The following is a 26,152-nucleotide window of genomic DNA, read 5'->3' as shown; positions in this document are numbered from 1 at the left end:
CCGATTCATCCTCACGGTTGAGGATATTATATATGTTTATTTGAAGGAGAGGCTAATGGCAACGGAAATTTTAATGCCCCGCCAGGGAAACAGCGTGGAATCCTGCGTAATTCTCGAATGGCGCAAAAACGAGGGCGATCAGGTAAAAACCGGTGAAATCGTATGTGAAGTAGAGACCGATAAAGCGACCTTCGAGATCGAGTCCCCCGCCGACGGGGTGCTGCTGAAGCGCTTCTTTGAGGAAGGGGACGATGTGCCAGTCCTCACCGTCATAGCGGCGGTTGGAGAGGCCGGCGAGGACGTCTCCGCCATGGCTCCCGGCGGAGGAGCCTCCGCGGAAAAGAAGGAAGCTCCTGCTGCAGCGAAGACGGAGAAGCAGGAGAAGAAAGACGAGACTCCCGCATCATCCGCCCCCGCGGCCGGGACCGTTTCGGCGGAAGGCCGGGCAGGGGTTTCCCCCCGGGCGAGGAAGACCGCCGCGGAAAAGGGAGTGAATCTCGACGGACTCACTGGCTCCGGCCCCGGCGGTCGGGTAATTGAACGGGACGTTCTGGCCGCGGAGCCCTCGGTATCCGTGAGCCCAGCCGCACGGGCAGCAATGGTTGCGGGAATGGTCGCGCCGGCAAGGGGCAGCGGTATCGGAGGCCGGATACTCTCCGCCGATCTGGCAGCTTCCGCGGCACCCCGGACTGTAGCGGCAGAGGAGACCCGGGAGATTCCGGTCAAGGGAGTGCGCAAGCTCATAGCGGAGCGGATGCACGCCTCCCTGCAGAATACCGCTCAGCTGACCATGAACTCCTCCGCGGATGCCAGGGAACTTCAGGCCTACCGGGCCCAGTGCAAGGCCGCCCCCGAAGAGATGGGAATGGCCGGCATCACGCTGAACGACATGGTCCTTTTTGTCGTAAGCCGGGTCCTGCTTCGCTATCCCTATATGAATGCGGAAATGCACCCCGATAAGATTGTCGAGTACGGCAGCGTCAACCTGGGATTTGCCGTGGACACCGAGCGGGGCCTGATGGTTCCGGTGATCCGCAACGCCGACCGGCTCTCCCTCAAGGCCATCTCTGCGGAAGCAAAACGGCTTGGAAAGGCCTGCATCGACGGAAACATCAATCCCGATGAACTTGCCGGCGGAACCTTTACCATAACCAATCTTGGCGCTCTGGGAGTCGAGTCCTTTACGCCGGTACTGAATGCCCCCCAGGTGGGAATCCTGGGAGTCAACGGAATCGAACTCAAACCCGTACAGGGCAAGGAAGGGGTGGAATTCGTGCCCCACATGGGGCTCTCCCTGACCATCGATCACCGGGCTGTGGACGGAGCGCCGGGGGCACGCTTTCTGCAGGCTGTTGCCAAAGAACTGGCGAATTTCCGGCTTGCCCTGGCGGACTAGAAGGAGTTAGACAATGAGCAGCGAGTTTGATCTGATCGTTATTGGTGCCGGTCCCGGAGGCTACATTGCCGCCGAACGGGCCGGCGGGGCAGGGAAAAAGGTCCTGCTGATAGAAAAAGAGGAGATGGGGGGAGAATGCACCAACTGGGGCTGTATCCCCACCAAGAGTCTCCTGGCGGGAGCCAAGCACTACGTCCACGCCAGGGAATCCGAACGCTTCGGAGTCACTGTTTCCGGTGCCAAATATGACCTTAAGACGGCCATGGCCTGGAAACAGGAGACCATCGAAACCCTGCGGGCGGGAATAGCCTTTCTGATGAAGAAAAACAAGGTCGAGGTGGTAAAGGGTACCGCGGTGCTGAACCCGGACCGCAGTGTCAGGGTGAATGACGTTCTCTACAGTGCAAAGAATATCATCATCGCTTCCGGATCCTCCGCGGCGGTTCCGCCTATTCCCGGTGCCGACGGCAAGAACGTGGTCACCAACCGGGGAATTCTCTCCATCGAGGCGCTTCCCAGGAAGCTGGCGGTCATCGGCGGTGGAGTAATCGGTGTCGAGTTCGCCTCCTACTTTTCCGCCGTCGGTGTCGAGGTGACGGTGATCGAGATGATGGATGAGATTCTCCCCCTGATGGACGGGGACTTTGCCCGGGCCATGCGTAAAGCCCTCAAGGGCATTAACTTTGCCACCTCCGCGAAGGTGACAAAGATCACCCCCAAAGGCGTGGACTACGAAAAGGCCGGAAAAACCGAATCCGTCGAGGCGGACCTGGTGCTCATGAGCGTCGGGCGCAGACCCAATCTTGAAGGCTTTACCGAGGCCGGCCTGGATATAAGCCGGACGGGAATCAGGGTGGATGAAAAGATGCGGACCAACCTGCCCGGGGTCTTCGCCGTCGGCGATGTTACCGGAACTTCCCTGCTGGCCCACTCGGCAAGTCGTATGGGCGAGGTGGCCGTGAATACCATTCTGGGCAAAGAAGACCGCATGCGCTATCACGCCATTCCCTGGGCGGTTTATACGCTGCCTGAAGCCGCCGGATGCGGGCTTACCGAAAAGGAAGCCGCTGATAAGGGAATCCCCGTAAAGACCGCCACCGTGCAGATGCGGGCCAACGGCCGCTTCCTGGCGGAACACGGTAAACGGGAACCCGGAATGTGCAAGGTCCTGGTGCATGCCAAGAAGAACACCCTGTTAGGTGTCCATATTATGGGCGCAACGGCTTCGGAGATTATTCCCGCCGCTGCCGCTATGATCGAGGCGGAACTCAGGACCGATGAAATCAGGGAGATCATTTTCCCCCACCCGGCGGTGGCGGAAGTCCTCCGGGATGCGGTCTGGGAAATAGAATAGAGAGATAGAGAGAAAGAACAAATACAGGTAAGGAGACGCACAGATGCCAAAATCAATACTGGTCGATCCTGCCAGGGTGCGGAAACCCGGCAAGATCAAGATCAAGGATATTCCCGTAAACGCCTACGAAGGGAATTTTGAAAAAGAGAAGAAAAAATACGGGGTGGACGGCCTCAAGACAATCTACCGCGACATGGCCTACATTCGCGAGTTCGAGACCATGCTGGACCAGATCAAGAAGATGGGCAGCTACCAGGGTATCGAATACAACCATAAGGGTCCGGCCCACCTTTCCATCGGACAGGAGTCCGCGGCGGTGGGACAGTGCTACAATCTCGATGTTGCGGATCAGCTCTTCGGTTCCCACCGCAGCCACGGCGAGATTCTCGCCAAGTGCTTTTCCGCTGTTCATAAGCTGCCGGAAAAGGAGCTCATGAACATCATGGAGAGCTTTATGGGCGGCGCCACCCTGAAGGTGGTTGAAGCCGGCCATACCGGATCGGTCCGTGAACTGGCTGAAAAATTCGTTCTCTACGGTACCCTGGCGGAGATATTTGCCAAGGAGACGGGCTTCAACAAGGGCCTCGGCGGTTCCATGCACACCTTTTTTACCCCCTTCGGTTCCATGCCCAACAACGCCATTGTAGGCGGCTCCGGGGACATCAGTGTGGGGGCGGCCCTCTTCAAGAGGATCAACCGCAAATCCGGCATCGTAATCGCCAACATCGGCGATGCTTCCATGGGCTGCGGTCCCGTGTGGGAGGGCATGATGATGGCCGCCATGGACCAGTACCGGACCCTCTGGGATAAAGAGATCGGCGGAGCCCCTCCCGTACTCATTAATTTCTTCAACAACTTCTACGGTATGGGCGGCCAGACCTCCGGTGAAACCATGGGCTACGAGATCCTGGCCCGGGTAGGTGCCGGGGTTAATCCCGAAAACATGCACTCAGAGCGGGTGGACGGCTACAATCCCCTGGCCGTAGCTGATGCCATTGAACGGAAAAAGAAGATCCTTACGGAAGGCAAGGGTCCGGTACTGCTGGATACCATTACCTACCGGATTTCCGGCCACAGCCCCTCGGATGCCTCCAGCTATCGCACTAAAGAAGAGGTGGAACTCTGGGAAGCCAACGACTGTATCGCCGGCTACGGATCCTATCTCATAGAAAACGGGGCTGCGGACCAGGGCTACCTGGACGCGATTTCCGGGGAGACCCAACAGAAGATAAGGCAGATCGTGGAGCTCGCGGTGGATATGGAAAAGAGTCCCCGGGTGGGCGGACAGTTCATCGAATCGGTAATGTTCTCCGATGAAAAGATCGAGAAGTTCGACGACCGTGAACCGGAAATGCTGCTCTCCTATGACGAAAACCCCCGTATCCAGTCTTTTGCCAGAAAGAGCCGCTACGGTTTCGACGAGAACGGCAAGCGTTTGTCCGCGGCAAAGATCTTTGCCTACCGGGACGCCCTTTTTGAGGCGATGCTGCACCGTTTCAGTATCGACCCCACCATGGCGGCCTGGGGCGAGGAGAACCGGGACTGGGGCGGAGCCTTTGCCGTATACCGCGGACTTACCGAGGCCCTCCCGTACCATCGTCTGTTCAACTCCCCCATTTCCGAAGGCGCCATTGTCGGTTCCGGTGTAGGATACGCCCTTGCCGGCGGACGAGCCGTTGTGGAACTGATGTACTGCGACTTTATGGGACGCGCCGGGGACGAAATATTCAACCAGGCTGCCAAATGGCAGTCCATGAGTGCCGGAATCCTGAAGATGCCTCTTACGGTGCGGGTTTCCGTTGGAGCCAAATATGGAGCCCAGCACTCCCAGGACTGGACCAGTCTGGTGGCCCATATTCCCGGCCTCAAGGCCATGTTCCCCGCCACTCCCTATGATGCCAAGGGCATGCTGAACCTGGCCCTGAGGGGCAGCGATCCGGTGATCTTTTTCGAAAGCCAGAAGCTCTACGGCATCGGCGAAGAGTTTGTCGCCGAAGGAGTTCCCGAGGGCTACTACGAGGTCACGGAAGGAGAGCCGGCCCTGCGGAAAAGCGGAACGGACCTGACCATCTGCACCATCGGCGCCACCCTCTACCCGGCCATGGAAGCGGCGGCGGAGCTGGAAGAGAAGTACGGACTCTCTGTGGAGGTCTGGGACCTGCGCTTCATCAATCCCCTGAACTACGAACCCCTGGTGGAGTCTGTCAAAAAGACGGGTAAGCTGCTCCTTGCCAGCGATGCCTGCGAGCGGGGAAGCTTCCTGCATACCGTTGCGAGCAACCTGACGGCCCTCTCCTTCGACTACCTGGATGCTCCGCCGGCGATCGTGGGGAGCCGCAACTGGATAAGTCCCGCCGCGGAGATGGAAGAACTCTTCTTCCCCCAGAAAGAGTGGCTCATCGACGCCATCCATGAGAGAATCCTGCCTCTGGCGGGACACCAACCCCGTACCGTCGCAACCGCCGGCGAGATCCTCCGGAGGAACAGGCTGGGCGTATAGTATGAACAACGGTTTTGACGAACTGTGCCATGCTCTGGGTGATCCCGATCTTTCCCGTCGTCTGAAAGCGGCGGGGGAGATGGGACAACTCATCCGGGCGGGTAAAATACAGGCGGATAAGGCGCCCCGGGGTGAGGTGAACAACCATGTGCATACCTTTTACTCCTTCTCTCCTTATTCACCCAGTCTCGCCGCCTTCAGGGCCTGGCAGGCAGGTCTGTCAGCCGTGGGAATAATGGACCATGACTCCGTTGCCGGTGCAGCGGAGATGTCCAAAGCAGGCAGAGCCCTGGGGATAGCGACGACCGCGGGCTTTGAGCTCAGGGTCAGCATGAGCGGAACCGCCGTCGAAGGGCGGAAGATCAACAATCCTGACTCACCAAATATCGCCTACATAGCCGTTCACGGGGTTCCCTCTCCCGGTCTGCCTGAAGCACAGGCCTTTCTTGCACCCATTAACCGGCGGCGTAATCAGCGGAACAGGGCTCAGACAGAGGCCCTGAACTCCCTTCTCCGGGATTCTGGTATACCTCCCCTGGATTTCGATACCGATGTGCTGGCCATAAGCAGGGCCGCGGAAGGCGGAAGCGTGACGGAGAGGCATATCCTGTATGCCCTGGCCGGACGAATAAGCGGGATTTCAGGAAAGGGCGAGGGGGTCTGCAGCTTTCTGGACAAGCAGCTCGGTATCTCCCTGCCCGGGCAGATCTACTCACGTCTGAATGATTCGAATAATCCCCACTATCTCTATGATCTTTTAGGTATCCTGAAAAGCGTATTTCTTCCCCGTTTTTTTATACAGCCCGACGAAAAGGAGTGCCTTCCGGTAGAGCAGGTTGTCGAGTTCGCCCGCTCCATCGGAGCCATACCGGCCTATGCTTATCTGGGGGATGTGGGTGAGTCTCCCACGGGAGACAAGAAGGAGGAGAAGTTCGAAGACGATTATCTTGATGATCTGATTCCCGAACTCAGGCGTCTCGGTTTTTGCGCCGTAACCTACATGCCGCCCCGGAATACCAGGGTCCAGCTCGAACGTCTCAGCAGCCTGTGCCGTCGGGCGGGCCTTATGGAGATAAGCGGGGTGGATATCAACTCATCCCGGCAGAGTTTCAACTGTCCGGAGGTAATGGACCCGGCTTTCGAGCATCTTATCGAGGCCACCTGGGCACTGGTGGCCCATGAACGGCTGGCTTCCGCCGACAGGTGTTATTCCCTCTTCAATGAAAGAAATCCCTGGGCGGCGGACCCTCTCACAGCAAGAATTGAGCGCTATGCCGGGTACGGAAGAGGGATGGACCCCCGCAATCCGGAGTCGATTATCGATATGCTCGAAACATATCCTGCAGGAGACAAGTAAAATGGATTTTATGAATGTAAGCCCGGCCATCAGGGGCCTGACCTTCGACGGGGAGAAGGGACTGACGGTTCAGTTCCGTGAAGACTTTGACGGAGACTGTCCTGTGGTTGATATTCCCCGTACAGACAATGCACTGGAGACACTGAAGACAGCACTCTTTGATGATGAGGGGAAGGTTCATCCTGTAATAAAAATACCCGGAACTGGTTTCTTTTTCATGGGAAAAGACCCCGACAATCTGGGAACGGCTCCAGTAAAACAGGAATCCGCACAAGCGAGGCGGGAAAATGTCGTGGCGGGCAAAATCGCTGTCGTAACCGGCGGTGCCCAGGGCTTCGGGGAAACCCTCGTGCGGGGGCTCTTTGCAGCCGGGGCGCTGGTGGTGATTGCGGATATGAACCTGTCGGGGGCCAGGGAGCTTGCGGCGGAATTGAACCGGACAGCCGGACAAACCCGTGCCTTTGCCGTTTCCGTCAACGTGGCGGAGGAGGAGTCCGTGGAACAGATGATCTCTGAGGTAGTTAAAACTCTCGGAGGCATCGACCTGTTCCTGAGCAATGCGGGGGTTCTAAAGGCCGGCGGGGTGCGGGAGTTCAGCCTCAGGGATTTCCGCTTCGTGACGGATGTGAACTACATCGGATACTTCCTCTGCGTCAAACACGCCGCCCCTGTTATGGCGCTGCAGAATGAGGCCTCCGAAGGAAGGTACTTCTCGGATATCATCCAGATCAATTCCAAGTCCGGCCTGGAAGGATCTAACCGCAACGGAGCCTATGCGGGAGGAAAATTCGGCGGCATAGGACTTACCCAGAGTTTTGCCCTGGAACTGGTGGCGGATAAAATCAAGGTCAACTCCATCTGTCCGGGCAACTTTTTCGACGGACCCCTCTGGTCCGATCCGGATAGAGGATTGTTTGTGCAGTACCTGAATACCGGGAAAGTCCCGGGGGCAAAGACCCTGGAAGATGTACGTAAATTTTACGAGGCCAAAATCCCCATGGGACGGGGATGCGAAGGCGACGATGTCCTGAAGGCCGTATTTTACCTGGTGGAACAGAAATACGAAACCGGCCAGGCCCTGCCCGTCACCGGCGGACAGGTAATGCTGAAATAGAAGGATAACAGGCAGAGCGGAGCCGGAGGCAGTCTGCCGACGGCGACCGAAAAAAGAGAAAAGGAGCGGCTTTGCTGGTCCTGAACGAGGCAGAGCGGAGTCGGAGGCAGAATGCCGATGGCGACCGTAAAAGAGCGGAAGGACGGGTTCCCCGGGCTTTTGCGAGAGGCAAAAGGGAGTCGGAGGCAGGATGCCGATGGCGACCGTAAAAGAGTAAAGGAGCGGCTTTGCCGGTCCTGAACGAGGCAGAGCGGAGTCGGAGGCGGAATGCCGACGGCGACCGAAAAAGAGTAAAGGAGCGGCTTTGCCGGTCCTGAACGAGGCAGAGCGGAGCCGGAGGCGGAATGCCGATGGCGACCGAAAAAGAGGAGAAGTTATGAAAACAAAAGCTGTACGAATGTACGGTGTAAAGGACCTTCGGCTCGAGGAGTTTGAACTTCCTGAGATCACGGAGGATCAGATTCTTGCCAGGGTCGTGTCGGATTCCATCTGCATGTCCAGCTACAAGGCTGCAAGCCAGGGGAGCGGCCATAAGCGGGTGCCCGACAATATCGCCACCGATCCGGTTATGATCGGGCATGAGTTCTGCGGGGAACTGGTCCGGATCGGTTCAAGGTGGAAGGGGCAGTTCACGGAGGGGCAGAAATTCTCCATCCAGCCTGCATTGAATTACGAAGACGGGCCGGTGGGAATCCTTTCCGCCCCCGGCTACAGCTATACCACCATCGGCGGGGACGCAACCTACATAATCATTCCCAGGGAGGTCATGGAGCAGGGCTGTCTGCTCCCCTATGAAGGGGATTCCTTCTTTTACGGGTCCCTGGCGGAACCAGTTTCATGCATTGTGGGGACTTTCTACGCCATGTACCATACCCGGCAGGGCTCCTATGTCCATCAGATGGATATTAAAGAGGGCGGTTCCATGGCCCTTCTTGCAGGGGTGGGACCCATGGGACTGGGGGCTATCGATTATGCGATTCACCGGGACCGCAAACCCCGGCTGCTGGTGGTGACTGACATCGACGACTTCCGCCTTGAACGTGCCGCTGCAATTTACACCGTGGAAGAGGCGAAGAAGAACGGTGTCGAGCTTCACTATGTCAACACAAAAGACATGAAGGACCCTGTTGCCGGCATAAAGCAGCTGAACGGCGGAAAGGGCTATGACGACGTGATAGTCTTTGCCCCGGTCAAGCCGGTGGTGGAGCAGGGGGATGCGCTCCTGGGGATAGACGGCTGTCTCAATTTCTTTGCCGGTCCCTCGGACCCCTCCTTCTCGGCGAATATGAACTTCTACAATGTCCATTACGGGGCGACCCACGTTGTGGGAACCTCCGGCGGCAATACCGAGGATTTGAAGGAATCCCTGAAAATGATGGCCGCCGGAAGAATCAATCCGGCCACCATGGTTACCCACGTGGGCGGCCTGGATGCGGTGGTGGATACTACCCTGCATCTTCCGGAGATTCCCGGGGGCAAGAAGCTTATCTACACCGGTATTTCCATGCCCCTCACCGCAATCAGCGATCTGGCAGAGAAGGGCAGGACCGATCCGGTGTGCGCGAAGCTGGCGGAGATAACTGCCCGGGCCGGAGGACTCTGGTGCCGGGAGGCTGAGGACTACCTGCTGGCCAACGCAGCATCCATCTGAAAAAGGCTGCGGTCTTTCTCCCCTTATCCCAACTGGTAATCCGAGGGAGAAAGACCGTATTTTTCCCGGAAAAGACGGGCGAAATGCCGGCTGCTGGTGTATCCCAGACTTACAGCCACCTCCTTTACGCAGATTCCGGGTTCCATGAGACGCCTGCGGGCCTCTTCCAGGCGCAGACCGGTAAGATAGCTGGTCAGGGACTCCCCGGTGTACTTCTTGAACATGGAGCTCAGATAATTCGGGGTCACCTTCAGTTCCTCCGCGATCTGGGCAACACCCAGGGCTTCGCAGAAACGCCTGCCTGCCACAATCTGTGCATGCCGCACCAGGAGTTCGGGCATGTCCCGCGGCTGGTCTCTATGCCTGTCCAGCTCCAGAGCCCCGGGTTCTCCTCTGGTTTCCGATGCAATTATGTCCAGGGCGCGCCCCAGGGTTTTCTTCAGTTCCTCCGGATCCACCGGCTTCAGCAAATAGTCAATGACTCCCAGCCTCAGAGCGCTTCTGCTGTATTCGAATTCCGAATAACCGGAAAGGATTATCCATTTCGTGTTCGATGCAATCCTCGATAGCTGTTCTATTGCCTGCAGTCCGCTCATGCCGGGCATGCGGATATCCACCAGGGCTATGTCGGGAACGCATTTTTTGACCTGTTCCACCAGCCCGGTACCGCTTCCCACTTCGGCTATATCAAAGACGATGGGTATTTCGCCCAGGATATCGCGAATGGAAAAGCGAACCAGCTGTTCATCGTCGGCGATCAGTAATTTCATACTTCAATAAGCACCCTGGTACCTTTTCCAGGTTCACTGCTGATTTCAAAATGGCATTGTGGCCAGGTCATGTGCAATCTTCCCATTACATTCCGAATCCCGATATTCGACTCCTTCTCCAGCAGGGAGGTATCAAAGCCGGCACCGTCGTCGATGATTTCGATTATTGCTCCCTCTTCTCCTCCATGGCGGCGGGCCCGGGCGCGAATGCTCAGGGTTCCGGGGCGTTCAAGAGGTTCTATGCCGTGGAGCACGGCATTCTCCACAAGAGGCTGCAGCAGGAGCCGGGGGACCTGTAGGTATCTGGCCTCCGGATCAAGCTCCAGGGAGAAGTTGAGCCTGCTGCCGAAACGTATCTGCTGCAGGGAGCAGTATTTCTCAATGCAGTCGAACTCCGCTTCCAGAGAGGCCCAGCGGGATGAGGATTGAATGTAGCGCAGCATCTCCTTCAGGGCCAGCACCGTCTTTTCGAGACTTTCCGAATCCCCCTGCCGGTTGAGCCCGATGATACCGCTCAGGATGTTGTACAGAAAGTGGGGTTTCACCTGGGACTGGAGGGCCTGAAACCTGGCTTCCTGGTTCTCGATGAGGGCGCGGTATTTAACGTGGTTGTCCAGGGTGAGGGAGGCGAACTCTGCAAAGGTCATGAAGCGGGTCGCGCCAAGATCGGAGAAGCTCTCTTCCGGCTCCATTTTCAGCGATACTATGACCCCGAAATGGGAATCATCCAGGGCCAGAGGAGCTGCCAGCAGCGAAGTGATGGAAGATGGAAGCTGCTCTTCTGTGCGAGTATTCTGTATCAGCAGATGGCTGCCCGGACGCATGATCCTCCGTTCCAGGAATTTGAGGAGCTTGTCCATATCCTCCTTTTCCAGGTTACTGCCGGCGACGGCGGAAATTTCTCCCCCGTTATTCTCGGTATTCCTGATAACCAGGGCTGCGTCCGCGGCGGTATCCTGGACGATGGCCTGGGTAAAGATGGAGAGCAGATCCTCCAGCTGGGAGGCATGGGTAAGGGAAGACCCCACATCCCGGGTAAGGTTCAGAATGCTGTTGACGTTGGTTTTCAGGTCATCCACCAGGATGTCAAAACGCCGGGACATATCCCCGAACTCGTCCCTGGAGAATATGTCCATCCTGGCGCTGAAATCACCGTGGGTAACGGCGCGGAAGGCCTGTTCCACCTTCAGGAGTTTTGTGTTTACATCCCGGGCCAGAAAAAGGCTGAGAAGCAGGTAGCCCGCAATTATACCGATGTCGATTACCATGAAAAGAAGATACATCCTGGTCCTGAACCTGACCGCCGCCTCTTCGAGGGTCCGTATAAAGTAGTTCATGAAACCTTCGAAGCTGTTGCTGAAGTAATAGGATGTCTCCTGGAACTCCCTGAAAAAGGGGGTCAGGGCGTCGTTCTTCTGCATTTCGTTGTAGGGATTTTCCGCGGAACGGTACTCCTCCCGCATTATTACCAGGATTTCCTCCATACGGGTCAGCATGTTCATGGCCTGGTCGTTCATGGTCAGGGCGGTCAGGTACTGGTCCTGGATGAACTCGTCTTCGCTGTTCAGGAAAAAGTTCATTTCCATGAACTCCCGGAAGATCTTTTTATATTCGAATACGGCGTTCTGCCACTGGCGCAGGGTGACCGCGGATCGGGGCGAGTAGGTCAGAGACCTCAGTTGCCCGTAAATCTTGGGGGCGAACAGATCGAATACGATATCCTTCATCAGGCTCTGTACTTCCCGGGACTTGACCTGCAGAGCTGTACCCAGGGCGACGGAGTTCTGAATCTCCGAAGTTTTCGTCCAGCCGTAGACCGTCAGCCCGGTAACGAAGACGATTCCCGTTATATAGATCATCATGAGAGAAAGCAGCTTGTGCCGGAATTTCATAGGAATATGGTAAAGCCATTTCCCTTTTCCCTCAATCAAAAAGTCCGCCTCCGCTGCCTGAAAATACACCGGTGATTTTCTCATTTTTTCTTTTCAGGTAAACCGGAAGTATAGAAAATGGTACATCTTTGTAGAATCGCGTCCTAACTGGTCTGCCGGGAAGGGTGTTAAAATTCATCAGAATCAAACAAAACAGGAGGAAGAAATGAAAAAAGGATTGATTCTTACCTTAGCACTGCTGTTCCTCGCTTCCGTTACGGTTTTTGCCGGCGGACAGGGCGAAACAGAGGATTCCGGAAACCTCAAGCTTGTTCTGCTGGTCAAGAGCCTTGGAAACGGCTTCTTTGAAGCCTGCGCCGACGGCGGAAAGGAAGCTGCCAATGAGCTTGGCAACGTTGAATCCATTTACATGGGACCTTCGAACCCCACAGCGGAAGGACAGATTGAAATCATTGAGACCCTGATTGCCCAGAAGGTCGACGGTATCGCGATTTCCGCCAACGACAGGGATGCCCTTGTCCCTGTCTGCAAAAAGGCAATGAAAGCCGGCATCAAGGTTATATCCTTCGATTCCGGTATCGCCGCAGGGGGACGGATGGTCGATCTCGCACCCTCGGAAGCTGAACTCATCGGACGCCAGCAGGTCAAGCTGATTGCCCAGCTCTGTGATTATGAAGGTCAGGTCGCCGTTCTGTCCGCCACCAGCCAGGCTACCAACCAGAACACCTGGATCGAGTGGATGAAGGAAGAGATCAAGCTGCCCGAATACAAGAACATGGATCTTGTGGAGGTGGTTTATGGCGACGACCAGGCAGACAAGAGCTACCGTGAGGCCGTGGGCCTTATGCAGAAATACCCGAACCTGGCCGGTATCATTTCTCCCACCACCGTGGGCGTTCTTTCCGCTGCCAAGGCCATTGAGGATGAAGGCAAGAAGGGAACGGTTCAGCTGACCGGTCTCGGTCTCCCCTCGGAGATGCAGCACTATGTGGAAAACGGCACCTGCGGACAGATGGCTCTCTGGAATCCTGTAGACCTTGGCTACACCTCAACCTACATTCTTGAAGCCCTGGTAAGCGGCAAGATAGAGGGAAAAGCAGGCGATGAGCTCGTTGCCGGCAGAATGGGCAATATCACCATCGGTAAAGACGGAAACACCATCATGGGTGAACCCTTCGTCTTCAACAAGGACAATATTGCCGCCTACGCTGCAATGTTCTGATCAATACCACTGCTGATAATCTTTCAGAAATACAAGGTGATACGGGATCGGTATTCTCCGGTACAGGGAATACCGGTCTCCGTATCTTCAAAAAAGGACCAGAGATGAAGGCAAAAGACTTTCCGCCGCTGAGCTGTCAGAGGAGAATGAGCTTATGACGGAAACAATTCTGGAACTCCGGGGAATCACAAAGTACTTTCCCGGAATAAAGGCCCTTGACGGCGTGGATTTGAACATTCGTCCCGGAGAGGTACACGCACTGATCGGAGAGAACGGCGCGGGTAAATCCACCCTGGTAAAGATTCTTACCGGTGTGCATGAACCCACGGCCGGACAGATACTCTACCAGGGCCGGGAGATGCAGTTAAGAAACGCCCTCGAGGCCCAGGCGGCGGGAATAACCGCCATTCATCAGGAAGCCTCGATGTTTCCCGAACTGAGCATCGCGGAAAACATCTTCATGGGCCACCATCTAAAAGCCGGCGGCGGGTTGAGAAACCTCGACTGGCGGGGTATGCGGAAAAAGACATCGGTCCTGCTGGAACAGATAGACCTGGACCTTCATCCGGACACGCTGATCAGGAATCTGGGTGTTGCCCAGCGCCACATGGTGGAGATTGCAAAGGCCCTCTCCATCGATGCCCGGGTTGTAATCATGGACGAACCGACCTCAGCTTTGACCCTGCGGGAGGTTGAGGACCTGTATAAAATAATCCGCAGGCTGCGGGAAGAGGGAAAGGCGATCATCTTTATCAGCCACAAATTCGATGAGATTACCGAGATCGCCGATTACTTTACAGTTCTCCGGGATGGCAGGTATATCGGCGAAGGAAAAGTCAGCGAAACCTCCGTGGACAGGATCGTTACCATGATGGTGGGCCGCAGTCTGGATCAGATGTTTCCGAAAAGCCAGGCGGAAATCGGTGAAAAGATACTGGAAGTGCGGAATATCTCTCAACCCGGTTTTTTCAAGGATATCTCCTTCGATCTGCATAAAGGTGAGATCCTGGGGTTCTTCGGACTGATCGGATCGGGACGGACGGAGGTTATGCGCAGCATATTCGGAATTGAACACCTGCATAAGGGATCGGTAAGCGTGAACGGCAGGCCTGTTCACATACGGAACCCGAAGGACGCGATCAATCTGGGCATCGCCTATGTTCCCGAGGACCGCCAGACCCAGGGAGTCATCCTGGATATGGATCTGAGTAAGAACATCACCCTGCCGCAGCTCGACAGCATAAGCCCCTGGGGACGGATCGACCGAAGGAGAGAGCGTTCCATTGCCCAGGAGTACGGCAGTATGATGGAAATCCGTTCCTCCGGCTGGAATGTAAACGCAAACACCCTCTCCGGTGGAAACCAGCAGAAAGTCGTGCTTGCCAAGTGGCTTGCCACCCGGCCGGCCATTCTCATCCTGGATGAACCGACCAAGGGAATCGACGTGGGAACCAAGGCTGCGGTACACAAATTCGTTTCCGATCTGGCCGCGGAGGGGCTGGGGGTTATCCTCGTCTCCTCAGAACTGCCGGAGGTGCTTGGTATGGCCGATCGGATTATCGTCATGCATGAAGGACGCATTACGCAGGAATTTACTAGGGACGAGGCAGACTCGGAAAAGATTATCCGGGCCGCAACCGCCGTTGTTACCGGTGCCGGAGGTGCTGCATCATGAAACGTTTCCTGCGTACCCGGGAGTTTAATCTTATTGTTTTTATCGCCCTGCTTATGTTTGTCGTAACCCTGCGCTCGCCGGGTTTTATCGGAGGCGATAATATTCAGCGCATCATAAATGACACCTCCATTCTGATTATCGTCGCCATCGGACAGTTCTTCGTAATCCTCTCCGGAGGCATCGATCTGTCCGTGGGGTCCATAATCGCCTTCTCCGGCATGGCCACAGGAATGCTCAACCAGTACTATCCCGGTCTCCCCGTGGGTCTTGTCCTGCTCATTGGAGTCCTCATCGGACTCATCCTGGGTATGATCAACGGTGCCATCGTGGCCTTTGGAAAGGTGCCGCCCATCATTACTACCCTCGGAACCATGAGCGTATTTCGGGGTTTTACCTTTGTTCTGAGTAAGGGCCAGTGGGTAACCGCCCATGAAATGACGCAAAGTTATATGGATCTTCCCCACGGCGACTTCCTCGGGATAACCAACCTGATCTGGTGGGCCCTGCTTGTCTCCATGGCAACTTACTATTTCAGCCGCTATACCCGGACCGGACGGGAGGTTTATGCCATCGGGGGCAATAAAACGGCAGCCCGGTTTGTCGGGGTCAAGGAAGAAAAAATAAACTTCAGCATTTTTTCCATCAGCGGACTCCTCTGCGGTCTTGCGGGTGTCATGTGGACAGCCAGGTATGCCGCCGCCGTTAACGAGACCGCTACCGGATTCGAACTACAGACCGTGGCCGCCTGTGTCCTGGGGGGAGTCAGCATCGCCGGAGGTTCCGGCGCAATACCAGGGGTTATTCTGGGGGCGCTTTTCCTGGGGATAATCAACAACGCCCTGCCGGTCATAAACCTCTCTCCCTTCTTTCAGATGTTTATCCAGGGCTTTGTCGTACTGACGGCCATGTTTATCAACACGCTGATGGATAAACGAAATCAAAAACTGCTTCTCAACAGGAGACGCCAATAATGAATCCCAGGAACTCAGGTCAAGCCGCTTCCCGGCTGAACGACACCCGGCCCCTCAAGGAGAAACTGATTATTTTCTTTACAAAGTGGGAAGTACTCCTGTGTGTGATTTTCCTGTTCCAGGGAGTCCTCTTTTCCAGTTTGACTCCCTATTTCCTTGACTCCTTTAACCTGATGAACGCCAACTTTACCTTCATGGAGAAGGCCGTTGTAGCTCTTCCCATGATTCTGGTGATCATGAGCGGCGATATCGATATTTCCGTGGCTTCCATTATTGCCCTGTCCTCTTTTGCCCTGGGAGCAGCCAGTGAAGCGGGTGCTTCCGTACCTCAGCTGATACTTACCGGTATCCTGGTCGGAGTCCTGGCCGGGGCCTTTAACGGCTTCTTCGTCTCCTATGTGGGAATGCCGGCCATTGCGGTTACCCTGGCCACCCAGTCCCTTTTTCGAGGCATCCCCCAGGCATTTCTGGGAGATCAGGCCTACACCAGTTATCCTGAATCCTTCGGGTATTTCGGACAGGGCTTTGTGGGGGACACAATCATACCCTTCGAACTGGTGCTCTTCCTTTTTCTGGCCCTGATTATGTGGTTCGTACTCCACCAAAGCTCCTATGGGCGGAAGGTATACGCCCTGGGGAACTCCAAAAGCGCGGCCAGATTCAGCGGAGTCAACGTGCAGCGGATACGCTTTATCAACTTTGTTTTGAACGGCCTGTTTTGCGGCATCGCGGCGGTAATGCTGACCTCCAGAATCGGCTCAACCCGCCCCAACATAGCCTTCGGATGGGACATGGAGGTGATAACCCTGGTTGTTCTCGGTGGTGTCTCCATAAGCGGCGGCAAGGGGAATATCTTCGGCGTTATCGTTTCCATCTTTCTGCTGGGCTACCTCAAGTTCGGAATGGGGCTTCTGAATATTTCCGGCAAGATCATGATCATTACCACGGGACTTCTGCTGGTTGTTGCGGTACTGCTACCCATGCTGCTGGAACAGTTCCGGGCGCGGCGAAAACTGAATTATTAATGGCGCCCTGGGAGTTTGAATGGACAAAACAATAGCTTTCAAGATGAAACTGAAACCCGGCAAAAAAGAGGAGTACCGAAGGCGGCATAAAGAACTATGGCCCGAACTTACGGCGCTCCTGAAGGAGAACGGGGTCTACGACTATTACATCTTCCTGGATGAAGAGACGAATATCCTCTTTGCGGTACAGAAGGTGCGGGAAGGAGGGGGCTCCCAGTCCCTTGGCGATATGCCTGTGGTCCGTAAGTGGTGGCACTACATGGCGGAGCTTATGGAGGTCAACCCCGACGAATCCCCGGTCTCCGTTCCTCTGGAGGAGATGTTTCATCTTCCTTAGATACACAAAGTCTGCGGTTCTTCCGCGGCATACCATAAAGAATACCGCAGCAGAGCGGGATCTGATGAGTTAGGAGTCAATATGGCGGACAGATACACTGATGCAAAAACCAGGTACGCCGAGATCGGCGTTGACACTGAAGCAGCCCTTAAGCGGCTCGCTGATTTTTCCTTGAGTCTTCACTGCTGGCAGGCCGATGATGTGGGCGGTTTCGAGTCGGCGGGGGGAGAACTCTCCGGCGGGGGTATCCAGGCCACGGGAAATTACCCCGGAAAAGCCCGTAACCTTTCGGAACTCAGGGCCGATATCGAGACCGCAATGAAGCTGATCCCGGGAAAAAAGCGTCTCAACCTGCACGCCAGCTACGGTGATTTCGGCGGAAGGGCCGTGGACCGGGACAGCATCGAACCTGAGTATTTCAGCTCCTGGGTCTCCTGGGCCAAAGAGCAGGGCCTCCAGCTCGATTTCAACTGCACCATGTTCTCCCACAGGCTGGCGGATGACGGGTTTACCCTCTCCAGCAAGGACAAGGGAATCCGGGATTTCTGGATCGCCCATGTCCAGCGGTGCCGGGAAATCTCCGCCTACATGGGACGGGAACAGGGCAGCCCCGCGGTGCACAACATATGGATTCCCGACGGAATGAAGGACTACCCGGCGGACCGCTTCGGCTACCGAGGCATTCTTACCCGCTCTTTGGACAGGATCTTCGAGACAGGTTATCCGGAATCCGAGGTCCTGGATGCCCTGGAATCGAAGCTTTTCGGAATCGGCAGCGAGGCCTTTGTCGTCGGATCCCATGATTTCTATCTGGCCTATGCCATGAGCAGGGACAAGATGATCTGTCTCGACATGGGCCATTTCCATCCCACGGAGCTTGTGGCCGACAAGGTTTCCGCAATCCTGCAGTTCAAGGATACCCTGCTGCTTCATGTCTCCCGGCCCATGCGCTGGGATTCCGATCACATCGTGGTATTGAACGATGATCTCTATTTCATGGCCCACGAAGTCGCCCGGGCCGCGGCGGGAAAGAGTATTTACGTGGGCCTGGACTTTTTCGATGCCTCGGTTAACCGTATCGGGGCATACGCCGTGGGTGCCAGGAGCGCTCTGAAAGCCTGGCTCGCGGCCTACCTGGAGCCTGCTGAGGAGCTTGTCCGTCTGGAGGAGGCGGGAAATTTCATCGGGCGCATGGCCCTGTCGGAACGGCTGAAAACCATGCCCCTGGGGGATGTCTGGGACCGTTTCTGCGAAATGAACGATGTTCCCCTTGAGGCGGACTACATGAAGCAGGTTGCAGATTACGAACGCGATGTCCTGAGCAGACGGGGGTAAGCCAGGTGGGTATAAAGGATCTGACAGAAATTACGAACCGTTACGGGGGCGACAAGGATTTTGTCCTGGCCGGGGGAGGGAACACCTCTTTCAAGGACGGAGAAGTGATGTTCGTTAAGCCCTCCGGAACAAGTATGGCGGACATCGGCCCCGGGGACTTCGTCAAAATGGACCTTCCAGGGCTCAAAGAAATAATGAAGCGTCAGTACCCCGAACAGAGCGCGGCCAGGGAGGCCATGGCCCTGGAAGACCTCATGAACGCCCGGGTGCCCGGGGAGTCCCGGCGTCCCAGCGTTGAGACGCTGCTTCATGCCCTCCTTCCCTATAAATACGTCGTGCATACCCATCCCGCCCTGGTGAACGGTCTTACCTGTTCGGTTCTGGGCCCGGAGATCGCAGAAGAACTCTTCGGAACCGAAGCCCTCTGGGTTCCGGTGGTAAATCCCGGCTACATTCTTGCCCGAACCATCAACGATATGCTGGAAAAGCACCGGGCCGGGGGCGGCGGAGACAGTATTATTTTCCTGCAGAATCACGGGGTCTTTATCCAGGCTGATACCCTGGCAGCGATCGACGCTGTTTACGATAAGGTAGTTTCCGCTCTGACGAGTCGCTTGAAGCGTTTTCCCGTCAGGGACTTTACCGTACCCTCCGCCTTGAGCGAAGATGCTGTCGCGGACATGGTATCCGGGGATGCTGAATTGAAGGCCGCCGGGGCGCTGAATGCGGACCTGGAGGCCTATCTTCAGGATTCCGAATCCTTTGAACCCCTCTCCCTCTCCTTTACCCCTGACCACATAGTCTACTGCGGTTTCAAGCCGCTCTACTGTGAAGGGGCCGAGGAAATAGCGGATGCCTACAGGGAACATGCTGCAACTTTCGGCGCCCCGGCAAAGATTCTCGCGGTCAGAGGGGCAGGAATCTTCGGCCTGGGATCCACGGCCAGAGCCGCGGAACTTGCGAGGGAGGTTTTTCTGGACGGAGTAAAGATCGCCGTCTATACGGAGAGCTTCGGCGGACACAGGTTCATGCCCCGGGACAAGATAGATTTTATCCGCAACTGGGAGGTCGAACAGTACCGCAGCAGCGTGAGCGGCGGCTAAAGGGGGCAGGTATGATGCGACGATATGTGGCTGTTGATCTGGGGGCGGAAAGCGGCAGGGTCATTGTAGGTCAACTTGATAATGGGCTGGATTTTGAGGTGATCAGCCGTTTTCCAAGCCGGAACACACGGATTCAGGGGACCCTCTACTGGGATATTCTCTACATCTTCGAGCAGATCAAGCAGGGCCTTGCAAAGGCGTTGTCCAGCTATGGCAGGGAGATTGTCAGCATCGGGGTGGATACCTGGGGGGTGGATTACGGGCTCATCGATTCCCGGGGCAGGCTGATGGCCAATCCCGTTCATTACCGGGACGACCGGACAGACGGCATGATGGATGAGGTCTTTTCCCGTATAAGCAGAGAGAAGATCTACTCCGAAACGGGCATCCAGTTCATGCAGATCAATACCCTTTTCCAGCTTGCCGCGGAGGTGGAACAGAACCGGGAAGGTCTTGAGAGGGCAGAACGGGTACTTATGATACCGGACCTCCTCAACTACTGGCTCTCCGGCATCATGGCCAACGAATACTCCATCGCCACCACCAGTCAACTTTACAACCCGGTTAAGCGCTGCTGGTCCCGTCCAATTTTTGAGGCTCTGAAGCTTCAACCTTCCCTCTTTACAGATGTTGTAATGCCCGGCACCGTACTGGGTCCCCTGCGGCCGGACCTTGCAAGGGAGATCGGCGCGGAGCACCAGATCCTCGTCACCGCCGTGGCCTGCCATGATACAGCCTCCGCGGTGGCGGCGGTTCCCTCCCGACCCGGGGAGGAGAGCGCCTATTTGAGTTCCGGAACCTGGTCGCTCCTCGGAATAGAAAGCCCGGAGGCGATAATCAGTCCCCGTAGCCTTGGAGCGAATATAACCAACGAAGGTGCCGCCGATGGGGGAATCAGGTTCCTGAAGAATATCATGGGGCTCTGGATTCTGCAGGAGTGCCGGCGAAGCTGGGAAGCTGAGGGCGCTGGTATTGATTACAGCGTCCTGGCCCGGGAGGCCGCGGAAGCAAAGAACCGTGAATACGAGCTGAACGTGAATGATCCTCGCTTTCTGAAGCCCGGTCGAGCGGATGATACCATGCCGGGAAGAATCCTCGAGTACTGCGCCGAGACCGGACAGCCCGCTCCTCAAACCCCCGCCGAATTCGCCCGGGGAATCTTCCGGGGCCTCGCGGCCGCCTATGGCCGGAGCCTGGAAGAGATCTCCGGAGTCTCGGGCAGAGACATTCATACCCTGCACATCATCGGCGGGGGCTGCCAGAATCGCTTTTTGAATCAGCTGACGGCGGACGTCGCCGGAATCCCGGTAAGCGCCGGGCCGGTGGAGGCGACAGCTCTGGGAAACATCATGCTTCAGGCTATTGCATCGGGGGATCTGAAGAATCTGCAGGAAGGGCGCGATCTCATCGGGGCGGGGGGAGATATCGAGACCTTTACCCCCGCCTGAAGACGGCAGCTTTGTTCCGATTCGGTATGCGCTATTCCAGTGAAACCCTTTTGAGCCGCAGGGAGTTTCCCACCACGTTTATGGAGCTGAAGGCCATGGCGGTCTCAGCTATAACCGGGTGGAGCAGCCCCAGAACTGCCAGGGGAATGGCGATGACATTGTAGAAGAAGGCCCAGAAAAGGTTCTGCATGATCTTCCGGAAGGTGGCCCTGGAAAGCCGGATGGCCTTGACCACTCCCATCAGGCTGCCTGAGACCAGGGTTATGTCCGCCGATTCGATGGCGATGTCAGTCCCTGTTCCTATGGCGATTCCCACGTCAGCCTGCTTCAGGGCCGGGGCGTCGTTGATGCCGTCTCCCACCATGGCGACGGTTTTTCCCTCAGCCTGGAGTTTTCTGACGATCTCTATCTTGTCCTCCGGCAGAAGCTCCGCCTCCACCCGGTCTATGCCCACCTCTCCGGCGATGGCCCTGGCGGCCCTGCGGTTGTCCCCGGTAAGCATGACGGTTGTAATGTCCATGTTGTGCAGCTCCGCCAGGGCCTGGCGGGAGTCGTGCTTTATGGCATCGGCTATGCCGACTATACCGATCAGGGTTCCCTCCCTGGCGGCCAGGATCACCGTTGAACCCTCGGCCTGAAGGGCGTGAATGTTTCCTTCATAGGCGGATGTTTCGATACCTGACTCCTGAAAGAACTTCAGGCTTCCCACTTCAACACGCTGCGTATCCAATTCAGCCCGGATTCCCCTGCCGGTAAGGGACTCGAAGCTGTCGCAGTCTGCGAGGCTTATCTTTCGTTCCTCTGCGGCTTGAACTACCGCCCGGGCCAGGGGATGCTCCGAAAGGTTCTCCACTGAGGCCACCAGGCGCAGGAACTCATCTTCGGGCAGATCGCTTTTGATTACCCTTACGCCGGGTTTTCCCACGGTGATGGTACCGGTCTTGTCAAATACCACCGTATCGATCTTCTGGGCTGTCTGTATTGCTTCTCCGTTCCGTATCAGGACCCCGTTTACGGCTCCCTTTCCCATACCTACCATCAGGGCGGTGGGGGTTGCCAGACCAAGGGCGCAGGGACAGGCGATTACCAGGGTGGCGATGGCCGCAAATAGGGCCGCGGATAGCATACCCCGGCCGGGATTGATCCAGGGAATAAGATCCTGAAAGGTCCTGAGAATCTGGTTCCCTGTTTCCGGCAGAAAAAACCAGAAGAGGAAGGTCCCCAGGGAGAGGGCCAGAACGATGGGAACAAAGATGGCGGTCACCCTGTCGGCGAAAGCCTGAATGGGGACCTTGGTGCCCTGGGCATCCTCCACCATCTTGATGATCCGGGCCAGGAAGGTCTCTTTACCCACCTTTTCTATGCGGACCTTGATCGCCCCCTGCTGGTTTACCGTGGCGCCGATAACCTTGTCTCCGGTTTTCTTGTCCACCGGAATTGATTCTCCCGTGGCGATGGATTCATCCAGGGAGCTTTCTCCGTCGATGATCTCTCCATCCACCGGGACCTTCTCCCCGGGGCGCACAAGGACAATATCCCCGATCTCCAGCTCCTCCACCGGTACATCTTCGATGGTCCCCGATTCGTTCAGCCGGTGAGCGCTTTTTGCCCCCAGTTCCAGGAGCTGTTTGATTGCCTGGGAGGCCCTTCCCGTGGCCATCTCCTTGAGGTAGTTGCCGATAAAGTTGATGCTCATGATCATTGCGCCGACAACGGCGAAGTTTTCAATCTGGATGCCGAAGAGCTTCAGAATGCCTGTGGAATAGGCCGCCACGGTTCCGATGCCGATCAGGGAGTCCATGTTGAAGTTGAAGGTTTTCAGGGAGAGCAGGGTGGTGCGGATAACCGGCCAGCCGATTATGAATACCACCGGAAAGGCGGCGGCCAGGTCGATTACGAAAGATACGGTATGATCACCGATGGTAATTCCAAAGAGCATGTGGGCCAGCATCTTGATGCTCAAAGGCAGGGTAATGGCCCAGGCGATCACAAGACGACGTTTTTCCCTCTTGAGGTGCTCCAGCTCCTTCTCTTCCGCCTCTTCCATGGTGTTGAGTTTATAGCCCGCGTTTGCAACCGCTTTCTTGAAGGATGCCTCATCACCTTCTTTGTAGGTGATTACCGCCTTCTTGTCCGAGAGGTTGACACTGACCGTCTCAACCCCCGGAACCTTCTTAAGCGCCTTCTCCACGTTCAATACGCAGCTTGCACAAGTCATTCCTTCAACGGCGTATTCAGCTCGCTCCGACATAATTCCTCTCTTTATCTTTCCTGTCCCCGACCTCAGGCCAGGGATGCCTCGTATCCCGTTTCCTTGACCAGATTAACCAGCACTTCGGGATCAAGGGTATCTTCCCCGGTAACCGTGGCCCTCTTCTTTTTCAGATTCACCTTGGCCTTTTTGACCCCCTCCCCCTGTTCAAGGGCGGTGGTAACAGCCATTACACAGTGTCCGCAGCTCATTCCTTCGATGTTCAGTTCGATCTTTTTGGCCATAATTTCCTCCTCCTGAGTTTAGCCGATGCGCCGGAATCTGGAGAGCATATCCATAATTTCGGCGATTTTTTCATTCTGGTCCGCCTCGTCCCCGTGGCGCATGCTGTCGGCCACGCAGGTGTGCAGATGCTGATCCATGATAAGATCTTCCACTTTTCGTATTGCCGAAACTACAGCCCGCACCTGGGACAGGATATCCATGCAGTAGCGATCGGTTTCGACCATTTTGGATATTCCGCGGATCTGACCCTCGATTTTGCCGAGCCGCCGCTGAACATCCTCTTTTTGTTTCTGATTCATCATGTCATGAATATACTATACCCGGGTAGGGTAGTCAAGGGACTGAAATTTGACAGCATGAGACAGCTCTACTACAGTTAAGATTGTCCCCAAAGACACGCTGTTTAAACGTCTGGGGATATTCGCGAGGAGAGGAAAATATGAAGATACGGACCCGCCTCACACTGCTGACCGCCGTTACGGCGGTGCTTATCATCGGCATTCTTGTGGGGGTGGTAACCTTCCGGGCGCGTGCAATGCTTCTGGACGGGGCCTTGCAGGAAATACGCATGGCTGTATCCGCCACGGTACGGGACACCCGGCGCTGGGAGGAGATGATCATACGCTCTGCCCGGGCCACGGCGGGTAATATGGCTGTACGCCGAATGGAGGAGAAGGGGCATGCCGAAGCCTTCGCCGGAACCTTCACCGCTCTGAAAGACTATATATACACTCTATACTCAATCGATGCGAAGGGTGATGTCTTTATCACGGAGACCGGAGAGCGGGGCAGCGGCAGCCGCGCGGACAGGCTCTACTTCAAGGAAGCCATGGCCGGCAAGGAGGTCAGCCGGCAGGTCCTCATGGGGAGGTCCCTGGTACCTCCGGTTCCTGCGGTGGCATACGGATTTCCCATATTTCATCCCGACGGAGGAAACTCCGTTTCCGGCGTTCTGCTCCTTGCCTCAACCCTGGCCGAACTCTCCCGGATTGTGCTGGAGAATGCTCCGGAGAACAGTAATGCCTTTATAATCGATCAGGAAGGGAACCTGATTGCCCACATAGACCCCGGGAAGGTGCAGGGTACTGAGCTTGTCGACTATTCCGGCTATCCACCGGTACGGGATTTTTTTGAAAACGGCGACAGTGAGGCGTTCAGCTACGAGAACAAGGGGCGCCGCATAATCAGTCTTCACGGGAGCGCCGAGAACGGCTGGACAGTATTTATCGAGATCGATGAAGGGATCATCACTGCGAAAGCCGGGGACTTAAGCAGAATCGGGCTTATTCTGGGGCTCGTGGGAACAGTTATCCTCGCCGTACTCCTGAGTGTTGTAACCGGTACCACCCTCAAGCCCCTGGGCACCCTGACCGGGCACGCCCGTGTCCTCGCCCGGGGAGACCTGACCGGAAGGCTTCCAAAGCGCGATCTTTCCAGAAAGGATGAAATCGGTACCCTCTCCCGGGCCTTCAACACTCTGGCCGGGCAGTTTACGGAGATTGCAGGAAGGATTTACCGGGCGGCGGATTCGGTCTCCTCGGGAAGCCAGGAGGTGAACGATGCGGCCCAGTCTCTCTCCCAGGGGTCTACGGAGCAGGCTGCCTCGACGGAAGAAGTATCGGCATCCATGGAAGAGATGAGCGCCAGTATCCGTCACAACAGCGATAACGCATCCCAGACCGAGAGCATAGCAAAATCCTCCGCCCTGGATGCGGAAGAGGGGGGGAGAGCGATGCAGGAGACGGTTAGTGCCATGAAGTCCATCGCCGAGAAGATATCGATAATTCAGGAGATCGCCAGGAATACCAACCTGCTGGCCCTCAATGCCGCTATCGAAGCTGCCAGGGCCGGGGCGCAGGGCAAGGGTTTCGCGGTTGTCGCGACGGAGGTCCGCAAACTGGCGGAGCGGAGTCAGAAGGCGGCGGGTGAAATCGAGGACCTCTCCCGGCACAGTGTCGCGGTGGCGGAAAAGGCCGGGAATATGTTCGAAAAGATGGTGCCGAAAATCAGGAAGACCGCAGACCTTGTGCAGGAGATCAGCGCTTCCAGCGCGGAGCAGAGTTCAGGGGCTGAGCAGATCAACAATGCCCTGATGCAGCTGGAAAACGTGGTTCAGCAGAATGCCTCAGCGTCGGAAGAGCTGGCTGCGACCTCAGAGGTTCTCTCAGGTCATGCGGAAGAGCTGCAGCAGGTCCTCAGCTTTTTCAGGCTCCGGGGGAAAAAAGAGATTCGGGACCAGAAAAGGATCGCCCCGCCACCGGCGGTTTCGCCCTCAGGCAAGGAAGAGCCGAAGCCTTCCAGAGCGAAGGAGTCAAATACGGCAAAAAAGAGTTCCCGGACGGTTCCGGACTTCGAGCCTGTTTCGGGAGAATCAGGAATCACCCTTTTTCATGGGGACCCCCAATCAAAGGAGATGCCGGATATTTCCGACGACGAATTCGAAGAGTTCTGAGCGCCTGAAAAGACCCGGTTTAACCTGCGGGACAGGTACCCGATACATGCGGG

General features: G+C 56.3%; 20 protein-coding genes. 15 read left to right on the top strand and 5 right to left on the bottom strand.

From position 1 onward, the window contains the following. The first annotated feature begins 55 nt into the window (after window positions 1-55). The 6 genes from B4O97_RS10315 (at window position 56) to B4O97_RS10290 (ending at window position 9,372) form a co-directional block, all read left to right on the top strand. A complete protein-coding gene (locus tag B4O97_RS10315) occupies window positions 56-1,396 on the top strand; it encodes a dihydrolipoamide acetyltransferase family protein (RefSeq protein WP_083050598.1) in 1,341 nt (446 codons plus the stop codon). 13 nt (window positions 1,397-1,409) lie between these two features. Further along, on the top strand, window positions 1,410-2,750 hold the full coding sequence (gene lpdA, locus B4O97_RS10310; protein ID WP_083050596.1) for a dihydrolipoyl dehydrogenase: 1,341 nt from the start codon (window positions 1,410-1,412) through the stop codon (window positions 2,748-2,750). A gap of 43 nt (window positions 2,751-2,793) precedes the next feature. Continuing rightward, window positions 2,794-5,250 (top strand): alpha-ketoacid dehydrogenase subunit alpha/beta, encoded by a 2,457-nt coding sequence (locus B4O97_RS10305; protein ID WP_083050595.1) that lies wholly within the window; start codon window positions 2,794-2,796, stop codon window positions 5,248-5,250. A 1-nt stretch (window position 5,251) separates the two neighbouring features. Continuing rightward, window positions 5,252-6,607, top strand: a complete 1,356-nt coding sequence (locus B4O97_RS10300) for a PHP domain-containing protein (RefSeq protein WP_083050593.1) — start codon at window positions 5,252-5,254, stop codon at window positions 6,605-6,607. A gap of 1 nt (window position 6,608) precedes the next feature. Continuing rightward, window positions 6,609-7,721 (top strand): SDR family NAD(P)-dependent oxidoreductase, encoded by a 1,113-nt coding sequence (locus tag B4O97_RS10295; RefSeq protein ID WP_198947055.1) that lies wholly within the window; start codon window positions 6,609-6,611, stop codon window positions 7,719-7,721. A 376-nt stretch (window positions 7,722-8,097) separates the two neighbouring features. Beyond that, window positions 8,098-9,372 carry a zinc-binding dehydrogenase gene (locus B4O97_RS10290; protein ID WP_083050708.1) on the top strand — a complete coding sequence of 425 codons (1,275 nt, stop codon included), beginning with the start codon at window positions 8,098-8,100 and terminating at the stop codon, window positions 9,370-9,372. Between the two features lie 23 nt (window positions 9,373-9,395). Here the strand turns inward: B4O97_RS10290 and B4O97_RS10285 are convergent, their stop codons facing one another. Beyond that, window positions 9,396-10,142, bottom strand: coding sequence for a response regulator transcription factor (locus B4O97_RS10285; RefSeq protein ID WP_083050592.1), 747 nt, complete (start codon window positions 10,140-10,142; stop codon window positions 9,396-9,398). After that, a complete protein-coding gene (locus B4O97_RS10280) occupies window positions 10,139-12,073 on the bottom strand; it encodes a histidine kinase (protein ID WP_158084252.1) in 1,935 nt (644 codons plus the stop codon). Before B4O97_RS10280 ends, B4O97_RS10285 begins: the two co-directional genes overlap by 4 nt. A gap of 166 nt (window positions 12,074-12,239) precedes the next feature. Between B4O97_RS10280 and rhaS the strand changes: the two genes are divergently transcribed. From rhaS to B4O97_RS10240, 8 genes are all read left to right on the top strand, one after another. After that, window positions 12,240-13,256, top strand: a complete 1,017-nt coding sequence (gene rhaS / locus B4O97_RS10275) for a rhamnose ABC transporter substrate-binding protein (RefSeq protein ID WP_083050588.1) — start codon at window positions 12,240-12,242, stop codon at window positions 13,254-13,256. Window positions 13,257-13,410: 154 nt separating this feature from the next. Next, window positions 13,411-14,931 carry a sugar ABC transporter ATP-binding protein gene (locus B4O97_RS10270; protein ID WP_083050587.1) on the top strand — a complete coding sequence of 507 codons (1,521 nt, stop codon included), beginning with the start codon at window positions 13,411-13,413 and terminating at the stop codon, window positions 14,929-14,931. Continuing rightward, window positions 14,928-15,902, top strand: a complete 975-nt coding sequence (locus tag B4O97_RS10265; protein WP_083050585.1) for an ABC transporter permease — start codon at window positions 14,928-14,930, stop codon at window positions 15,900-15,902. The genes B4O97_RS10270 and B4O97_RS10265 overlap by 4 nt, the downstream gene beginning before the upstream one ends. Beyond that, the gene (locus B4O97_RS10260; RefSeq protein WP_083050584.1) at window positions 15,902-16,927 is read left to right on the top strand and encodes an ABC transporter permease; all 1,026 of its coding nucleotides are present in this window, start codon (window positions 15,902-15,904) and stop codon (window positions 16,925-16,927) included. The genes B4O97_RS10265 and B4O97_RS10260 overlap by 1 nt, the downstream gene beginning before the upstream one ends. A 19-nt stretch (window positions 16,928-16,946) precedes the next feature. Next, the gene (gene rhaM, locus B4O97_RS10255; protein WP_083050582.1) at window positions 16,947-17,264 is read left to right on the top strand and encodes an L-rhamnose mutarotase; all 318 of its coding nucleotides are present in this window, start codon (window positions 16,947-16,949) and stop codon (window positions 17,262-17,264) included. A gap of 81 nt (window positions 17,265-17,345) precedes the next feature. After that, a complete protein-coding gene (locus B4O97_RS10250) occupies window positions 17,346-18,599 on the top strand; it encodes an L-rhamnose isomerase (protein ID WP_083050581.1) in 1,254 nt (417 codons plus the stop codon). 5 nt (window positions 18,600-18,604) lie between these two features. Next, a complete protein-coding gene (locus B4O97_RS10245; protein ID WP_083050579.1) occupies window positions 18,605-19,702 on the top strand; it encodes a class II aldolase/adducin family protein in 1,098 nt (365 codons plus the stop codon). Between the two features lie 11 nt (window positions 19,703-19,713). Then, complete coding sequence (locus tag B4O97_RS10240) at window positions 19,714-21,150, top strand: rhamnulokinase (protein ID WP_083050578.1); 1,437 nt, start codon at window positions 19,714-19,716, stop codon at window positions 21,148-21,150. Between the two features lie 31 nt (window positions 21,151-21,181). Here the strand turns inward: B4O97_RS10240 and B4O97_RS10235 are convergent, their stop codons facing one another. Genes B4O97_RS10235 through B4O97_RS10225 form a run of 3 tightly spaced genes read right to left on the bottom strand, consistent with a single transcriptional unit; the run spans window position 21,182 to window position 23,949 of the window. After that, complete coding sequence (locus B4O97_RS10235; RefSeq protein WP_083050576.1) at window positions 21,182-23,401, bottom strand: heavy metal translocating P-type ATPase; 2,220 nt, start codon at window positions 23,399-23,401, stop codon at window positions 21,182-21,184. Between the two features lie 32 nt (window positions 23,402-23,433). Then, window positions 23,434-23,646, bottom strand: a complete 213-nt coding sequence (locus tag B4O97_RS10230; protein WP_083050575.1) for a heavy-metal-associated domain-containing protein — start codon at window positions 23,644-23,646, stop codon at window positions 23,434-23,436. An 18-nt stretch (window positions 23,647-23,664) separates the two neighbouring features. Beyond that, window positions 23,665-23,949 carry a metal-sensitive transcriptional regulator gene (locus B4O97_RS10225; protein ID WP_233143012.1) on the bottom strand — a complete coding sequence of 95 codons (285 nt, stop codon included), beginning with the start codon at window positions 23,947-23,949 and terminating at the stop codon, window positions 23,665-23,667. Window positions 23,950-24,086: 137 nt separating this feature from the next. Here B4O97_RS10225 and B4O97_RS19695 point away from each other — a divergent pair, with 137 nt between their 5' ends. Continuing rightward, window positions 24,087-26,099, top strand: coding sequence for a methyl-accepting chemotaxis protein (locus tag B4O97_RS19695; RefSeq protein WP_233143011.1), 2,013 nt, complete (start codon window positions 24,087-24,089; stop codon window positions 26,097-26,099). Window positions 26,100-26,152 lie beyond the last annotated feature (53 nt).

Source organism: Marispirochaeta aestuarii, assembly GCF_002087085.1.
In the GTDB taxonomy this organism is placed as follows: domain Bacteria; phylum Spirochaetota; class Spirochaetia; order JC444; family Marispirochaetaceae; genus Marispirochaeta; species Marispirochaeta aestuarii.
Note: the sequence above shows the minus strand (reverse complement) of the source record. Positions and strands in the feature narration are given on the sequence as shown.

Bases quoted from the DNA above. Each gene is read 5' to 3' on its own strand.
- B4O97_RS10270 (WP_083050587.1), top strand. From the start codon at position 13,411: ATGACGGAAACAATTCTGGAACTCCGGGGAATCACAAAGTACTTTCCC.
- B4O97_RS10290 (WP_083050708.1), top strand. From the start codon at position 8,098: ATGAAAACAAAAGCTGTACGAATGTACGGTGTAAAGGACCTTCGGCTC.
- B4O97_RS10240 (WP_083050578.1), top strand. From the start codon at position 19,714: ATGATGCGACGATATGTGGCTGTTGATCTGGGGGCGGAAAGCGGCAGG.
- B4O97_RS10265 (WP_083050585.1), top strand. From the start codon at position 14,928: ATGAAACGTTTCCTGCGTACCCGGGAGTTTAATCTTATTGTTTTTATC.
- lpdA (WP_083050596.1), top strand. From the start codon at position 1,410: ATGAGCAGCGAGTTTGATCTGATCGTTATTGGTGCCGGTCCCGGAGGC.
- B4O97_RS10285 (WP_083050592.1), bottom strand. From the start codon at position 10,142: ATGAAATTACTGATCGCCGACGATGAACAGCTGGTTCGCTTTTCCATT.
- B4O97_RS10235 (WP_083050576.1), bottom strand. From the start codon at position 23,401: ATGTCGGAGCGAGCTGAATACGCCGTTGAAGGAATGACTTGTGCAAGC.
- rhaM (WP_083050582.1), top strand. From the start codon at position 16,947: ATGGACAAAACAATAGCTTTCAAGATGAAACTGAAACCCGGCAAAAAA.
- B4O97_RS10305 (WP_083050595.1), top strand. From the start codon at position 2,794: ATGCCAAAATCAATACTGGTCGATCCTGCCAGGGTGCGGAAACCCGGC.
- B4O97_RS19695 (WP_233143011.1), top strand. From the start codon at position 24,087: ATGAAGATACGGACCCGCCTCACACTGCTGACCGCCGTTACGGCGGTG.
- B4O97_RS10250 (WP_083050581.1), top strand. From the start codon at position 17,346: ATGGCGGACAGATACACTGATGCAAAAACCAGGTACGCCGAGATCGGC.
- B4O97_RS10295 (WP_198947055.1), top strand. From the start codon at position 6,609: ATGGATTTTATGAATGTAAGCCCGGCCATCAGGGGCCTGACCTTCGAC.
- B4O97_RS10300 (WP_083050593.1), top strand. From the start codon at position 5,252: ATGAACAACGGTTTTGACGAACTGTGCCATGCTCTGGGTGATCCCGAT.
- B4O97_RS10260 (WP_083050584.1), top strand. From the start codon at position 15,902: ATGAATCCCAGGAACTCAGGTCAAGCCGCTTCCCGGCTGAACGACACC.
- rhaS (WP_083050588.1), top strand. From the start codon at position 12,240: ATGAAAAAAGGATTGATTCTTACCTTAGCACTGCTGTTCCTCGCTTCC.
- B4O97_RS10225 (WP_233143012.1), bottom strand. From the start codon at position 23,949: ATGATGAATCAGAAACAAAAAGAGGATGTTCAGCGGCGGCTCGGCAAA.
- B4O97_RS10315 (WP_083050598.1), top strand. From the start codon at position 56: ATGGCAACGGAAATTTTAATGCCCCGCCAGGGAAACAGCGTGGAATCC.
- B4O97_RS10230 (WP_083050575.1), bottom strand. From the start codon at position 23,646: ATGGCCAAAAAGATCGAACTGAACATCGAAGGAATGAGCTGCGGACAC.